Below are 15,157 nucleotides of genomic sequence, written 5' to 3'. Positions count from 1 at the left end.
CAACTTCCCGGCGCGCCTCCGCGCTCTCTCTACCAAGGCATACCAATCATGACCTCATCCGTACTCACCCGCTGGGAGCCCGAGAACGTGGCGTTCTGGCAAAGCGAGGGCGAGCGCATCGCCTATCGCAACCTGTGGATCTCGATCCCCGCGCTGATGCTGGCGTTCGTGGTCTGGATGCTGTGGAGCGTGGTCGCGGTCAACCTCGACCGCGCCGGCTTCCAGTTCACCAAGAACCAGCTGTTCTGGCTGACCGCGCTGCCGGCGCTGTCGGGCGCCACGCTGCGCATCTTCTATTCCTTCCTGGTGCCGGTGTTCGGCGGGCGCCGCTTCACCGCGATCTCCACCGCGCTGCTGCTGGTCCCGGCGCTGGGCATGGGCTTCGCGCTGCGCGACCCGTCCACCGGCTATCCCACGCTGCTGGTACTGGCGCTTCTGTGCGGGCTGGGCGGTGCCAACTTCAGCTCGTCGATGGCCAATATCAGCTTCTTCTTCCCCAAGGCGAAGAAAGGCCTGGCTACCGGGCTGAATGCCGGCATCGGCAACCTGGGCGTGTCGGTGGTGCAGTTCGTCACGCCACTGGTGGTGTCGCTGGCGGTGTTCGGTGCGCTCGGCGGCGAGCCGCAGCAATTCCAGGCCAACGGCGCCACGCAGGACCTGTGGCTGCAGAACGCGGGCTTTATCTGGGTGCCGTTCATCGTGGTGTCGGCGCTGGCCGCGTGGTTCGGCATGCATGACATCGCCGATGCCAAGGCGTCGTTCGCCGAGCAGGCCGTGATCTTCAAGCGCAAGCACAACTGGCTGATGTGCTGGCTGTACGTGGGCACCTTCGGCTCGTTCATCGGCTTCTCGGCCGGGCTGGCGCTCTTGACCAAGTCGCAGTTCCCGGGCGTGAACCCCACCGCCTATGCCTTCCTCGGGCCCCTGGTCGGCGCGCTGACGCGTCCCGTGGGCGGCTGGATCTCCGACAAGCTCGGCGGTGCGCGCGTCACGCTGTGGACCTTCATCGGCATGATCGTGGCGGTGTTCGCCGTGCTGGCGGCGCTGCCGCATGACGGCGCCGGCGGCAACTTCACGTACTTCCTCGCGGCCTTCATCGCGCTGTTCGCGCTGACCGGCATCGGCAATGGTTCGACCTTCCGCATGATCCCGGTGATCTTCCTGACCGAGCGCCAGCGCGCCGCGAAGGGCAAGGGCGACGCCGCGCAGCGCCAGGCGCTGCAGGACGCCGGCAAGGAATCCGCGGCGGTGCTGGGCTTTTCCGGCGCGATCGGTGCGTACGGCGGCTTCTTCATCCCAAAGAGCTTCGGCACCTCGCTGGAACTGACCGGTGCCCCCGACACCGCGCTGTACTGCTTCATCGCCTTCTATGTCAGCTGCGTGCTGGTGACCTGGTGGTACTACGCGCGCCGCAACGCGCCCATGCCCTGCTGACCGCCTTGCCGGCCGGACTAGTTCTTCGGAACTAGTCCCGCGGCCGGCACCTCCCCCGATCGCCATGCGGCGGCTGTTCCACCAGCGAATTGGCTGCCGCGCCGCTCCCCCATAAGCTCAAGGTGTCCCTGCAAACGCTCCGGCAAGCCCCGGAGCCCCGCAGAAAAGCCTCGCGGAGAACAAGCAAATGAGTCATTTCCTGGATCGACTGAAGTTCATGTCGCGCGTCAAGTCCACCTATGCGGACGGCCACGGCGCGGTGGTGAACGAAGACCGCAAGTGGGAAGACGGCTACCGCAGCCGCTGGCAGCACGACAAGATCGTGCGCTCCACCCACGGCGTGAACTGCACCGGCTCCTGCTCCTGGAAGGTCTACGTCAAGAACGGCCTGATCACCTGGGAAACGCAGCAGACCGACTACCCGCGCACGCGCCCGGACCTGCCCAACCACGAGCCCCGCGGCTGCCCGCGCGGCGCGTCGTACAGCTGGTACGTCTACTCCGCGCAGCGCGTCAAGTACCCGATGATCCGCGGCCGCCTGATGGAGATGTGGCGCGAGGCCCGCAAGACCATGGACCCGGTCGCCGCCTGGGAATCGATCAGCCAGGATCCGAAGAAGGCGGCGCGCTACAAGAGCGTGCGCGGCCAGGGCGGCTTCGTGCGCGCCGACTGGAACACCGCCACCGAGATGATCGCTGCGGCCAACGCCTTCACCGTGAAGAAGTTCGGCCCCGACCGCGTGATCGGCTTCTCGCCGATCCCGGCCATGTCGATGGTCTCGTACGCCGCCGGCGCGCGCTACCTGAGCCTGCTCGGCGGCGCCTGCCTGTCGTTCTACGACTGGTACTGCGACCTGCCGCCGGCCAGCCCGCAGATCTGGGGCGAACAGACCGACGTGCCCGAATCGGCCGACTGGTACAACTCGACCTACCTGATGGTGTGGGGCTCCAACGTGCCGCAGACGCGCACGCCCGACGCTCACTTCTACACCGAGGTCCGCTACAAGGGCACCAAGACCGTCGCCGTCTCGTCCGACTTCGGCGAGATGGTCAAGTTCGGCGATATCTGGCTGGCGCCGAAGCAGGGCACCGATGCCGCGCTGGCGATGGCCATGGGCCACGTGGTGCTGAAGGAATTCCACGCCAACGGCAAGTCCGCCTACTTCCGCGACTACATCAGGCAGTACACCGACATGCCGATGCTGGTGCTGCTGCGCGAAAACCAGGACAACGCAGGCACGCTGGTGCCCGACCACTTCCTGCGCGCCTCGCACCTGGCCGACAACCTCGGCGAAGCCAATCATCCCGAGTGGAAGACGCTGCAGATCGACGACACCACCGGCGAGATCGTCGCGCCCAACGGCTCGATCGGCTTCCGCTGGGGCGAGGCCGCCCACAACGGCGGCGAGAAGGTAGGCCGCTGGAACCTGGAAATGAAGGACGGGGGCAGCGGCCGCCCGGTCGAGCCGCGCCTGTCGCTGCTCAGCCAGCACGATGAGGTAGTGGAAGTCGGCTTCCCCTACTTCGGCGGCGAGCACGACGAACTGCTGCGCCGCCGCGTGCCGGCTCGCCGCATCACGCTGGCCGACGGCAGCACCGCGCTGGTGGCGACCGTGTACGACCTGCAGATGGCCAACTACGGCGTCGACCAGGGCCTGGGCGGCCCCAACGTGGCATCGTCGTATGAAGACGACGTGCCCTACACCCCGGCCTGGCAGGAAAAGCACACCTCCGTGCCGGCCCGCCTGGTGACCCAGGTGGCGCGCGAGTTCGCCGACAACGCTGACCGCACGCAGGGCAAGAGCATGGTGATCGTCGGTGCCGCGCTGAACCACTGGTACCACAACGACATGATCTACCGCGGCATCGTCAACCTGCTGATGATGTGCGGCTGCATCGGCAAGAGCGGCGGCGGCTGGGCCCACTACGTGGGGCAGGAGAAGCTGCGCCCGCAGTTCGGCTGGGCCCCGCTGGCGTTCGGCCTGGACTGGTCGCGCCCGCCGCGCCAGATGAACGGCACCTCGTTCTTCTACAACCACACCAGCCAGTGGCGCCACGAGAAGCTGGCCGTCGACGAGATCCTGTCGCCGACCGCCGACCGCAAGCGCTATGACGGCCTGTCGCTGCTGGACCTGAACGCCAGGTCCGAGCGCATGGGCTGGCTGCCGTCGGCGCCGCAGCTCGGCAGCAATCCGCTCGACGTGGTCGACGCGGCCGAGCAAGCCGGCAAGGATCCGGTGGCCTACACCGTCGAGCAGCTGAAGTCTGGCGCGCTGCAGTTCGCCTGCGACGATCCCGACAATCCCGCCAACTTCCCGCGCAATATGTTCGTGTGGCGCTCCAACATCCTGGGCAGCTCGGGCAAGGGGCATGAGTACTTCCTGAAGTACCTGCTCGGCACGCAGAACGCCGTGTTCGGGGATGAAAACGATGCGATCACGCCGAGCGAAGTCAACGTGCGCCCGGCCGCCGAAGGCAAGCTCGACCTGCTGACCGTGCTGGACTTCCGCATGAGCACCACCTGCCTGTACGGTGACATCGTGCTGCCGACGGCAACCTGGTACGAGAAGGACGACCTCAACACGTCCGACATGCACCCCTTCATCCACCCGCTGTCCGAGGCCGTGCAGCCGCTGTGGGAAAGCAAGACCGACTGGGAAATCTACAAGGCCATCGCGAAGAAGTTCAGCGAGATCGCCGGCCCGTACCTGGGCACCCGCAAGGACCTGGTGTGCACGCCGCTGCTGCACGACACCCCGGGCGAACTGGGGCAGCCGTTCGAGCCGAAGGACTGGAAGGCCGGCGAGTGCGACCTGATCCCGGGCAAGACCGCGCCGTCGATGACGGTGGTCGAGCGCAACTACGCGGACATCTACAAGAAATTCACCTCGATCGGCCCGCTGCTCGACAAGCTCGGCAATGGCGGGAAGGGCATCAACTGGAACACCCGGCATGAGGTGAAGGAAATCGGCGAGCTGAGCCATACGGTGACGGAACCGGGCGTGAGCCAGGGCCGCCCGAAGCTCGAAACGGCGATCGACGCCGCCGAGATGATCCTGACCTTCGCGCCCGAAACCAACGGCCACGTCGCCGTCAAGGCGTGGGAAGCGCTTTCGAAGATCACCGGCCGCGATCACACCCACCTGGCCGAAGGGCGCGAGCACGACAAGATCCGCTTCCGCGACGTGCAGGCGCAGCCGCGCAAGATCATTTCCGCGCCGACGTGGTCGGGGCTGGAATCGGAAGAGGTCAGCTACAACGCGGGCTACACCAACGTGCACGAACTGATCCCCTGGCGCACACTCACCGGCCGCCAGCAGTTCTACCAGGACCACCGATGGATGCTGGACTTCGGCGAAGGCGCCTGCGTGTACAAGCCGGCCATCGACACCAAGACCGTGGCGCCGATGCTGGGCAAGAAGCCAAACGGCAACCCGGAGCTGGTGCTGAACTGGATCACGCCGCACCAGAAGTGGGGGATCCACTCCACGTATTCGGACAACCTGCGCATGCTGACGCTGTCGCGCGGCGGCCCGCACGTGTGGATCTCGGAAGTCGAGGCCAAGGCCAACGGCATCCGCGACAACGACTGGGTCGAGGTGTTCAACGTCAACGGCACGCTGACCGCGCGCGTCGTGGTGTCGCAGCGCGTGCCCAAGGGCATGTGCCTGATGTACCACGCCCAGGAAAAGATCGTGAACGTGCCTGGCGCCGAGACCAGCGGCATGCGCGGCGGCATCCATAACTCGGTCACGCGCGCCGTGACCAAGCCCACGCACATGATCGGCGGCTACGCGCAGCTCGCCTATGGCTTCAACTACTACGGCACCGTGGGCAGCAACCGCGATGAGTTCGTGATCCTGCGCAAGATGAAGAAGGTCGACTGGCTCGAAGGGCCGCTCGTGGAAAAGACAGAGAAGGAAGGAGCAACGCAATGAAGATCCGCGCCCAGGTGGCCATGGTGCTGAACCTCGACAAGTGCATCGGCTGCCATACCTGCTCCGTAACCTGCAAGAACGTCTGGACCAGCCGCGACGGCGTCGAGTACGCGTGGTTCAACAACGTCGAGACCAAGCCCGGCATCGGCTATCCCAAGGAATGGGAGAACCAGGACAAGTGGCAGGGCGGCTGGAAGCGCAACCCCGACGGCACGCTGGAGCCGCGCCAGGGCGGCAAGCTGAAGATCCTGGCGAACCTGTTCGCCAACCCCAACCTGCCGCAGATCGACGAGTACTACGAGCCGTTCACCTACGACTACGAGCACCTGCAGAAGGCGCCGCTGTCGCAGACCCCGCCCACCGCGCGCCCGGTCTCGGTGCTGACCGGCCGCAAGATGGAAAAGATCGAGTGGGGCCCGAACTGGGAAGACGACCTCGGCGGCGAGTTCAGCTCGCGCGGCCGCGACAAGCTCTTCGACGACGTGCAGAAGGAGATGTACTCGACCTTCGAGAACACCTTCATGATGTACCTGCCGCGCCTGTGCGAGCACTGCCTGAACCCGGCCTGCGTGGCCTCTTGCCCGTCGGGCTCGATCTACAAGCGCGAGGATGATGGCATCGTACTGGTCGACCAGGACAAGTGCCGCGGTTGGCGCATGTGCATCTCGGGCTGCCCGTACAAGAAGATCTACTTCAACTGGCAGAGCGGCAAGGCCGAGAAATGCCTGTTCTGCTATCCGCGCATCGAGGCTGGCCAGCCTACGGTCTGCTCCGAGACCTGCGTCGGCCGCATCCGCTACCTCGGCGTGATGCTGTACGACGCCGACCGCATCGAGCACGCCGCGTCGGTGGCCGATGAACGCGACCTGTACCAGTCGCAGCTCGACGTGTTCCTCGATCCGCACGACCCGGCGGTGCAGGCCGAGGCGCTGCGCCAGGGCATCCCGCAAAGCTGGCTCGATGCCGCGCGCAAGTCGCCGGTGTACAAGATGGCGTGCGAATGGAAGATCGCCTTCCCGCTGCACCCCGAGTACCGCACGCTGCCGATGGTCTGGTACATCCCGCCGCTGTCGCCGATCCAGTCGGCGGCCGAAGCGGGCCACATGGGCATGAACGGCATCATCCCCGACGTCAAGAGCCTGCGCATCCCGGTCAAGTACCTGGCCAACCTGCTAACCGCGGGCGACGTGATGCCGGTGCTGTCGGCGCTGGACCGCATGCTGGCAATGCGCGCCTACAAGCGCTCGCAGGTGGTGGACGGCGTGCAGGACCTGGACGTGCTCAGGCAAGTGGGGCTGACACCAGCGCAGGTCGAGGACATGTACAAGACCATGGCGATCGCCAACTACGAGGACCGCTTCGTGATCCCGTCCTCGCACAAGGAAATGGTCGAGGACAGCTTCAACGACAAGGCCAGCTGCGGCTTCACCTTCGGCAACGGCTGCTCGGGCGGCACCTCGGATGGCGCGCTGTTCGGCAAGAAGCCGCAGGGCAGCGTGCATTTCGTCGATATGCCCAGGTCGCGCAAGAAGGCCGTGATGAGCTGAGCGCCCGCGAACGAACCGGAGAACAACATGCCCCTCTATCCCATCCTCAGCGCGCTGCTCGGCTATCCCGAGCAGGAACTGATCGACGCGCTGCCCGAGATCGACACCGCCCTGGCCGAATGGCCGCAGGCCCGCCACCTGCTGGCGCCGGTGACCGACATGCTGCGCGGCGAAGCGCTGATCACGCTGCAGGAGAACTATGTCGCCACCTTCGACCGCAACCCGTCGCACTCGCTGCACCTGTTCGAGCATGTGCACGGCGAAAGCCGCGACCGCGGCCAGGCCATGGTCGACCTGATCGACGAATACCGGCGCGACGGCTTCGAGCCGGCCGCGTCGGAGTTGCCGGACTACGTGCCGCTGTTCCTGGAGTTCCTCGGGGCGCTGAGCGCCGACGGCAAGGAGGCACGCGCCGAGCACCTGCTGGGCGAGGCGATCCACGTGCTGGCCGCGATCGGCGATCGGCTCGCGCGCAACCAGAGCCCGTATGCCGGCGTGTTCGCTGTGCTGCGCACGCTGACCGACGTGCAGCCGCAACCGCAGCAGGAGCCGCCGGTGCGGGACATGGACGAGGCGCTGGAGACCTTCGGTCCGGGCGCCGATGGCGTGGAGCCGCTGCTGGCGCCACAGACTGGGCCGCAGGCGGTGAAATTCTATCCGCGTGGCACGGCGCCGGTTCCCGCGCATTGCTGACCACACCTGGCAAGGCAACCCGAACACAGACATTGGGCTAATACCATGGCAACGCTTCACCAATTCCTCTACGGCATCTACCCCTACATCGCTGCCGCCATCTTCCTGTTCGGCAGCCTGGCCCGCTTCGAGCGCGAGCAGTACACCTGGAAGACCGACAGCTCGCAGGTGCTCTACCGCGGCAACCTGCGCATGGGCAACATCCTGTTCCACGTCGGCATCCTGGGCCTGTTCTTCGGCCACCTGGTGGGCCTGCTGACGCCGGTGGCGGTATGGGACGCGCTGGGCGTCTCGCACGGTTTCAAGCAAGGCGTGGCCATGGCGGCCGGCGGCGTGATGGGCACCATGTGCCTGGCCGGGCTGCTGATCCTGCTGCATCGCCGCCTGACCAACGCGCGCGTGTCCGCCGTCACCCGCACCGGGGACAAGGTGCTGCTGCTGTGGCTGCTGGTGACGCTGCTGCTGGGCCTGTCCACCATCTTCGAATCGGCCGGCCACATGGACGGCCACATGATGGTGCAGCTGATGACCTGGGCCCAGCACCTTGTCACGCTGCGCGGCGACGCCGCCGGCTATATCGCCGACGCGCCGCTGCTGTTCAAGGCGCACCTGTTCATGGGCATCACGCTGTTCGCGATCTTCCCGTTCACGCGGCTGGTGCATGTGTGGAGCGGCTTTGCCTCGGTCGGCTACGTCGGCCGCGCCTGGCAGCTGGTACGCGGACGCTGAACCAACGGAGAACCGACATGCCTGTCACCGTCAACGGCGTGGAACTGCGCGACGCCGATATCGAACGCGAGCTGGACCACCATCATGACGCGGCCAATCCCGCGAAGATGGCGACGATCGCGGCCATCCTGCGCCTGCTGGTGCGCGAAGAGGCCGGACGCATCGGCCTGAGCGTGCCCGGCCAGGACGACGACGCGCTCGCCATGGCGCTGCTGGAGCGCGAGGCCGGCATCCCCGAGCCTGACGAAGCCAGCTGCCGCCGCCACTACGACAGCCGTCCGGAGCGCTTCCGCGACGGCGAATGGGTCGAGGCCGACCACATCCTGTTCCAGGTGACGCCGCGCGTGCCGCTGGATGCGCTGCGCGAGATCGCGGCGCAGACGCTGGCGCTGGTGCGCGGCGATCCGTCGAGCTTCGCGCAGCATGCCCGCGCGCTGTCGAACTGCCCGAGCGGCAACAACGGCGGCCGCCTGGGCCGCGTGTTCCGCGGCGAAGCCGCGCCGGAGTTCGAGCGCGCGCTCTTTGCCGCGCAGCATGACGGCGTCTTGCCGCAACTGGTCGAGACCCGCTTCGGGCTGCATATCGTGCGCATCCTGGAGCGCTGCCCCGGCACCCGACTGCCCTTCGATGCCGTGCGCGGCGACATCGCCTGTGCGCTGGCCACGGCGGCGCGCGACCGCGCCTGGAAGCAGTACGCCAGCCTGCTGATCGGCCGCGCCCGCATCGAAGGCATCGAACTGGAAGGCGCCGACAGCCCGCTGGTGCAGTAGCGCCGCCATCCTGACCAACGGAAACCGCCATGCATCAGATCGAACATCTACTGAAGGGCTTCGAGCGGTTCCAGCAACGCTATTTCGACGATGCGCCGAGCCTGTTCGACGCGCTGCGCACCGGGCAGCAGCCGCCCACGCTGCTGATCGGCTGCTGCGACTCGCGCGTGGACCCGGCCCTGCTGCTGGGTTGCGACCCGGGCGATCTCTTCACCGTGCGCAATATCGGCAACCTGGTGCCGCCCTGCACCGGGCGTCATGAAGGCAGCCTGCACGGCGTGTCCGCCGCGATCCAGTTTGCCGTCGAGCAGCTGCAGGTCGACCGCATCATCGTGATGGGCCATGGCGGCTGCGGCGGCATCCGCGCGCTGCTGGCGCAGCCGGCCGACGCCGGCGACCATCCGCCCGAAGAAGGCGACGAAGCCGACTACCTCGGCGCCTGGGTGCGCATCGCCGCACCGGCGCGCCGGCAGGTGGAGCAAACGCTCGCCGACGCCAGCCCGGCGCAGCGCCAGCGCGCCTGCGAACAGGCGGCGATCCTGGTCTCGCTGCGCAACCTGCAGACCTTCCCGTTCGTGCGTCGCGCGCTGGAAGCCGGAAGGCTGACGCTGCACGGCTGGTACTTCGACTTGCAGGCCGGCGCCCTGCTGGCCTACTCGCAACGCGCCGATGCCTTCCTGCCGCTGGTATGCCCTTTGCCCATTACCGCCGCACAAACCGAATCCGTCACGACATGAATCCCTTTATCTTTGGCATCACCGGCACCTCGGGCAGCGGCAAGACCACGCTGATTACCGCATTGCTGCCGTGGTTTCGCGCGCAAGGCCTGACCGTCAACGTGATCAAGCACAGCCACCATCCGCTGGAGCTCGAGCCCCCCGGCAAGGACAGCGCGCGCTTTCGCACGGCCGGTGCCACGGAAGTGATGGTGGCCTCGCCCTATCGCTACGCCATCGTGCGAGAGCTGGCCAATGAAGCCGAGCCGACGCTTGCCGAACAGGTGGCGCGGCTGCGGCCGGCGGACATCACGCTGGTCGAAGGCTTCCGCCGGGAGGATATTCCGCGCATCGAGGTGTATCGCCCGGCGCATGGGCGTGCGCCCTACTACCCCTGCGATCCGTCGATCGTCGCTGTGGCGACCGATGCGCGGCTCGACACATTGCTGCCGTGCCTGCCGCTGGACGATAGCGGGCAGGTCGGCCGGTTCATCCTCGCCATGCGCGGCCGGAACCATCTGGATCCGCTCGACTCCGGCGCTTTCCCCACAGCGGTGGACATGGTCGCCGCCTGACGGCGGCCTCCGGCGGACCCGACAGCCCCGGCGGCATGTGCGGGATGCTGCGTCTGTGCGTCGCCGGAATGCCCGCGCCAGTGCCCGCGCCGCCACCCGCCTCGACAATTTCCGCACGCCGCCTATCTTAAGGGTGTCAGTACTGGCGCCGCCGGTGCTGCCGACTGCCCGTCCGCGGCAGGCGGCAGTCGCCGTTTGCCCGGACGCAGGCATCAAGCGAATGAACGAGGACTCACCCCCGCGGCAGAACTATGAGGATGCCTTGCTCGGCATCGTGGGGGAGATGTCTACCGCCATGCGGCCGCAGGCCGAAGCCGGTGCAGCCGCCGCCCCCTCGTTGGACAGCGCGCTCGAAGCCGAACTGGGCTTCGACAGCCTGACGCGCGCCGAACTCCTGACCCGCATCGAACAGCGCTTCGGCGTCAGCCTGCCGGAACAGGTGCTGGCCCAGGCCGACACCCCGCGCGCGCTGCTGCGCGCCGTGCTCGCCGCCAGGGACCTGCCGCCCGGCGCTGAAGATGCACCCGCACGGCTGGCCAGCCCGGCACCGGCAGATGCCGCGGCACAAGCGCCGGAAGGCGCCGCCACCATGACGGACGTGCTGCGCTGGCACCTGCACCGCCACCCGGACCGTACCCACATCATCCTGCACAGCAGCGAGGGCGAGGATACGCCGATCACTTTTGCGCAACTGCACCGGCGCGCCTGTGCAGTCGCAGCCGGCCTGGCCGCGCGCGGCGTGCGCGCCGGTACGACCGTGGCACTGATGCTGCCAACCAGCGCGGAGTACTTCTACTGCTTTACCGGCATCCTGATGGCAGGCGGGATCCCGGTGCCGCTCTACCCGCCGGCGCGGCTGGCGCAGATCGGTGATCACCTGCAGCGCCACGCCGGCATCCTGGCCAACGCGCAGGCGCCGATCCTGATCACGGTGGCCGAAGCGCGGCCGCTCGCCACCCTGCTCAAGGCCAGCACCGGCACGCTGCAAAGCGTGCTGACGCCACAAGAAGTTGAGGACACCGACGCGGCGCCGGTCCATGCGATGCTGCGCGCGCACGATATCGCGCTGCTGCAATACACTTCCGGCAGCACCGGTTCGCCCAAGGGCGTGGTGCTGACGCACACCAACCTGCTGGCCAACCTGCGCGCCATGGGCTTGGCGCTGTCGGTCGACTCGCGCGACGTCTTTGTCAGCTGGCTGCCGCTGTATCACGACATGGGCCTCATCGGCGCCTGGATGGGCAGCCTGTACTTCGCCTTCCCGCTGGTGGTGATGTCGCCGCTCACGTTCCTGGCACGGCCCGAGCGCTGGCTGTGGGCGATCCACAAGTACCGGGGCACGCTGTCTGGCGGGCCCAACTTTGCGTATGAACTGTGCCTGCACAGGCTGGCCCAGGCGGACCTGTCGGGCCTGGACCTGTCGAGCTGGCGTTTCGCCTTCAACGGTGCCGAGCCGGTGAGCCTGCAGACCATGCGCAAGTTCACGGCGCGCTTCGCCCGGCATGGACTGCGCGCGCAAGCGGCAGCGCCGGTCTACGGGCTGGCCGAAGCATCGGTGGGCCTGACCTTCCCGCCGCCGGGACGCGATCTGACGGCCGACCTCATCGACCGCGCCGCATTCGCACGCACGTCGCGGGCCGTTCCCGCCGGAGCGGACGGGCCAGACGTGGCAGGCGAACGGGACGCCATGGAGATCCCGTCGTGCGGGCGGCCGCTGCCCGGCCACGATATCCGCATCGTCGACGCCAGCGGCTGCGAACTGCCCGAGCGGCGTGAGGGCCTGCTGCAGTTCCGCGGGCCTTCGGCCACCAGCGGCTATTTCCGCAACCCCGCGCAGACGCGCCAGCTCTTCGATCGCGGCTGGCTCAACACCGGCGACTACGCCTATATCGCCGACGGCGAGCTCTTCATCACCGGACGCGCCAAGGAAACCATCGTCCGCGGCGGCCGCAATCTCTATCCCTACGAAGTGGAGCAGGCCATCGGGGCCATCCCCGGCATCCGCAAGGGCTGCGTCGCGGTGTTCGGCAGCCCCGATCCGGCCAGCGGCACCGAGCACATCGTGGTGATGGCGGAATCTGCGGCAACGGACGAAGCAGCGCGCAGCGCGCTGCAACGGCAGGCGCTGAAGACCGCGCTCGATGTGCTCGGCATGCCGCCGGACCATGTCGTGCTGGTGCCACCGCACACCATCCTGAAGACGTCGAGCGGCAAGATCCGCCGCGCCGCTTGCCGGGAGCGATTCGAGCATGGCGGCACCGGCCCGGGCGACGCCGCGCCATGGCTGCAGATCGCGCGCTTCGGCTGGCAGGCGCTGCTGCCGCAGTTGCGGCGCGGCCGGCATGCCGCCGCCGGGCTGTCCTATTCGCTGTACGCGTGGCTGCTGTTCGCCGCGATGGCGCCAGTGACGTGCCTGGCTTCGGTGGCGATGCAACGGCCTGCCATGGGCTGGACGCTCAGCCACCACGCCGCCCGGCTGCTGCTGCGGCTGGCCGGGGTGCCATGGTTCGTGCAGGGGCTGGAGCACCTGCCGCGCAATCGCGCCTGCGTGCTGGTATCGAACCATGCCAGCTACCTGGACGGCATGGTGCTGATCGCCGCACTGCCCATGCCGGTGTGCGTGGTGGCCAAGCGCGAGCTGCAAGGACAACGCATCCCGGGCGCCTACCTGTCCAGCATCGGGGCCGACTTCATCGACCGTTTCGACAACGTGCGCGAATCCGAGGCGATCGAGCGACTGGTCACAACCGTGCGCGCCGGGCGCTCTGCCCTGCTGTTCCCGGAAGGCACCTTCGGCCGCGAGCCGGGGCTGCAACGTTTTCGCTCGGGCGCCTTTGTCGCCGCCGCCCGTGCCGGCGCCCCGGTGGTTCCGATTGCGCTGCGGGGCACCCGCTCGGTGCTGCGCGACGGCCAGTGGCTGCCGCGCCGGGGCCCGATCAGTGTCGTCATCGGCCGGCCCCTGCCGCCCGACGGGCAGGACTGGCCGGCGGCAATGCGACTGCGCAACGCGGCCCGCGCCGAGATCCTGCACTACTGCGGCGAACCCGATGCACTGCGTATCAAGGCGCAGCCTGCGCGGCCCCACCTCGCGCGGCAGCTGCCATGATCCCTGCTGGCCGGACCGGGCGCGAGCCGCCGACCGCCACATCGACCGTCTCACCGGCCGTCTCACCCGCCGTTTCACCCGCCGTTTCACCATAAGGCAATGGAGACCTTTGCCACCGCCCCGATGTGGGCCGGATTTTTTGTCCTGGTGCTGGGCACGCTGCTCGTGGACATCTTTGTCCTTGGCGGCCGGCATGCGCACCGCGTCTCCTCGCGCGAAGCGCTGGGCTGGACCCTGACCTGGATGACCCTGGCCGCGCTGTTCGGCCTCGGGCTCTGGTGGGTGGTGGCCGAGGACGCCGGCCACGACGCCGCCAATCGCAAGGTGCTGGAGTTCTACACCGGCTACCTGATCGAGCTGTCGCTGTCGGTCGACAACATGTTCGTGTTCGCGATGATCTTCAGCTACTTCGCGGTGCCGCCGGAACTGCAGCGCCGGGTGCTGCTGCTTGGCGTGCTCGGCGCGATCCTGATGCGCGCCGCGATGATCCTGGTGGGCGTATGGCTGATCAGCCAGTTCGCCTGGATTCTCTACGTGTTCGGCGTGTTCCTCATCATCACCGGCATCAAGATGCTGTTCATGTCCAGGCATGCGCCCGACCTCTCGCGCAATCCCATCGTGCGCTTCCTGTGCGCGCATATGCGGATCACCCCGCAGTATCACGGCGAACGCTTCTTCGTGCGCATCGACGGCCTGCGCTATGCCACCCCGATGTTCGTGGTGGTGCTGATGGTGGAGGCCACCGACCTGGTGTTCGCCGTCGACAGCATCCCGGCGATCTTCGCCGTGACCACCGATCCCTTCATCGTCTTCACGTCGAACATCTTCGCGATCATGGGGCTGCGCGCGCTGTATTTCCTGCTCGCCAACCTGGCGGCGCATTTCCAGTACCTGAAGTACGGCCTTGCCGTCGTGCTCGCCTTCATCGGCGCCAAGATGCTGGTCGAGCCGTGGTTCCACGTACCGGTGCACTGGTCCCTGGGCGCGGTCGCGATGACACTGTTCGTCTCCGTCCTGCTCAGCCAGGCCAGGACCAGGCGAGCCGCCGCGGCGGGCGATGAGCCGGGCCGCGGCGGCGCACCGCGCGAACGCGAGGCCGGTAACCGGCGCACATGAGGAGCAAGCCATGAACAAGATCCTGCTGGCGACCGACGGGTCGTCCTATAGCGACGCGGCTGCGCGCTACCTGGCGCAAAGCCCGTTGCTGACCCGCGACTTCGTCGTGCACGTGGTGCATTGCGAGCCGGATGTGCCCGGCGACATCAAATCTTTCATCGATCGCCGCACGCTCGACGACTGGCATCGCGAACAGAACGAGAAGGCGATGGGCTCGGTGGCCACCATCCTCGGCGAAGCCGGGATCCCGTTCGAGCGCCATGGCTTCACTGGCTTCGCGCCGACCCGCATCGTGGAGTATGCGAGCCAGATCGGTGCGAGCCTGATCGTGATGGGCTCGCATGGCCGGGGCGGATTCCTGGATGCCATCGTGGGGTCGGTGGCAAGGCGGGTCCTTGCCCATGCGCACTGTCCTGTGCTGCTGATCAAGGATTAGCAGCGCGTCGTTCCCACTAGGCACGGCCCCATAGCCATAAGGGCGGCGAGCGCTTCCACGCGATGGCGCCGCCGCTGGGAGCGCGCGCGCCTGCCGCG

11 protein-coding genes are annotated in these 15,157 nt (G+C 67.5%); all 11 read left to right on the top strand.

All coding sequences use genetic code 11. From position 1 onward, the window contains the following. Positions 1-48: 48 nt before the first annotated feature. The 11 genes from ACAD63_RS23165 to ACAD63_RS23115 all read left to right on the top strand — a co-directional run bounded on the left by ACAD63_RS23165 (position 49) and on the right by ACAD63_RS23115 (position 15,059). Positions 49-1,434: a NarK family nitrate/nitrite MFS transporter gene (locus ACAD63_RS23165; RefSeq protein WP_135703191.1), complete on the top strand. Its 1,386-nt coding sequence runs from the start codon at positions 49-51 to the stop codon at positions 1,432-1,434. Positions 1,435-1,621: 187 nt separating this feature from the next. Continuing rightward, entirely contained in the window at positions 1,622-5,371 is a 3,750-nt protein-coding gene (locus tag ACAD63_RS23160) for a nitrate reductase subunit alpha (RefSeq protein ID WP_434034411.1), read from the top strand. After that, positions 5,368-6,918: a nitrate reductase subunit beta gene (gene narH / locus ACAD63_RS23155; protein ID WP_434034410.1), complete on the top strand. Its 1,551-nt coding sequence runs from the start codon at positions 5,368-5,370 to the stop codon at positions 6,916-6,918. Before ACAD63_RS23160 ends, narH begins: the two co-directional genes overlap by 4 nt. A 27-nt stretch (positions 6,919-6,945) precedes the next feature. Then, a complete protein-coding gene (gene narJ, locus ACAD63_RS23150) occupies positions 6,946-7,611 on the top strand; it encodes a nitrate reductase molybdenum cofactor assembly chaperone (protein ID WP_135703194.1) in 666 nt (221 codons plus the stop codon). Positions 7,612-7,656: 45 nt separating this feature from the next. After that, on the top strand, positions 7,657-8,340 hold the full coding sequence (narI, locus tag ACAD63_RS23145; RefSeq protein ID WP_135703195.1) for a respiratory nitrate reductase subunit gamma: 684 nt from the start codon (positions 7,657-7,659) through the stop codon (positions 8,338-8,340). 17 nt (positions 8,341-8,357) lie between these two features. Continuing rightward, positions 8,358-9,110 (top strand): peptidylprolyl isomerase, encoded by a 753-nt coding sequence (locus ACAD63_RS23140; RefSeq protein WP_135703196.1) that lies wholly within the window; start codon positions 8,358-8,360, stop codon positions 9,108-9,110. 29 nt (positions 9,111-9,139) lie between these two features. Then, positions 9,140-9,847, top strand: a complete 708-nt coding sequence (locus tag ACAD63_RS23135; RefSeq protein ID WP_133095916.1) for a carbonic anhydrase — start codon at positions 9,140-9,142, stop codon at positions 9,845-9,847. After that, positions 9,844-10,401 carry a molybdopterin-guanine dinucleotide biosynthesis protein B gene (mobB, locus tag ACAD63_RS23130; protein WP_135703197.1) on the top strand — a complete coding sequence of 186 codons (558 nt, stop codon included), beginning with the start codon at positions 9,844-9,846 and terminating at the stop codon, positions 10,399-10,401. Before ACAD63_RS23135 ends, mobB begins: the two co-directional genes overlap by 4 nt. A gap of 220 nt (positions 10,402-10,621) precedes the next feature. Next, positions 10,622-13,507: an AMP-binding protein gene (locus tag ACAD63_RS23125; protein ID WP_434034409.1), complete on the top strand. Its 2,886-nt coding sequence runs from the start codon at positions 10,622-10,624 to the stop codon at positions 13,505-13,507. A 99-nt stretch (positions 13,508-13,606) separates the two neighbouring features. After that, a complete protein-coding gene (locus ACAD63_RS23120) occupies positions 13,607-14,623 on the top strand; it encodes a TerC family protein (protein ID WP_133095919.1) in 1,017 nt (338 codons plus the stop codon). 10 nt (positions 14,624-14,633) lie between these two features. Continuing rightward, on the top strand, positions 14,634-15,059 hold the full coding sequence (locus ACAD63_RS23115) for a universal stress protein (protein ID WP_133095920.1): 426 nt from the start codon (positions 14,634-14,636) through the stop codon (positions 15,057-15,059). Positions 15,060-15,157: the final 98 nt, after the last annotated feature.

The organism is Cupriavidus sp. a3, from assembly GCF_051015765.1.
GTDB lineage: Bacteria > Pseudomonadota > Gammaproteobacteria > Burkholderiales > Burkholderiaceae > Cupriavidus > Cupriavidus oxalaticus_A.
This window is presented reverse-complemented; position numbering and strand designations above follow the sequence as displayed.

What these genes read in the sequence shown, in the direction of transcription:
- ACAD63_RS23165 (WP_135703191.1), top strand. Translation starts at nt 49, where the DNA reads ATGACCTCATCCGTACTCACCCGCTGGGAGCCCGAGAACGTGGCGTTC.
- ACAD63_RS23160 (WP_434034411.1), top strand. Translation starts at nt 1,622, where the DNA reads ATGAGTCATTTCCTGGATCGACTGAAGTTCATGTCGCGCGTCAAGTCC.
- narH (WP_434034410.1), top strand. Translation starts at nt 5,368, where the DNA reads ATGAAGATCCGCGCCCAGGTGGCCATGGTGCTGAACCTCGACAAGTGC.
- narJ (WP_135703194.1), top strand. Translation starts at nt 6,946, where the DNA reads ATGCCCCTCTATCCCATCCTCAGCGCGCTGCTCGGCTATCCCGAGCAG.
- narI (WP_135703195.1), top strand. Translation starts at nt 7,657, where the DNA reads ATGGCAACGCTTCACCAATTCCTCTACGGCATCTACCCCTACATCGCT.
- ACAD63_RS23140 (WP_135703196.1), top strand. Translation starts at nt 8,358, where the DNA reads ATGCCTGTCACCGTCAACGGCGTGGAACTGCGCGACGCCGATATCGAA.
- ACAD63_RS23135 (WP_133095916.1), top strand. Translation starts at nt 9,140, where the DNA reads ATGCATCAGATCGAACATCTACTGAAGGGCTTCGAGCGGTTCCAGCAA.
- mobB (WP_135703197.1), top strand. Translation starts at nt 9,844, where the DNA reads ATGAATCCCTTTATCTTTGGCATCACCGGCACCTCGGGCAGCGGCAAG.
- ACAD63_RS23125 (WP_434034409.1), top strand. Translation starts at nt 10,622, where the DNA reads ATGAACGAGGACTCACCCCCGCGGCAGAACTATGAGGATGCCTTGCTC.
- ACAD63_RS23120 (WP_133095919.1), top strand. Translation starts at nt 13,607, where the DNA reads ATGGAGACCTTTGCCACCGCCCCGATGTGGGCCGGATTTTTTGTCCTG.
- ACAD63_RS23115 (WP_133095920.1), top strand. Translation starts at nt 14,634, where the DNA reads ATGAACAAGATCCTGCTGGCGACCGACGGGTCGTCCTATAGCGACGCG.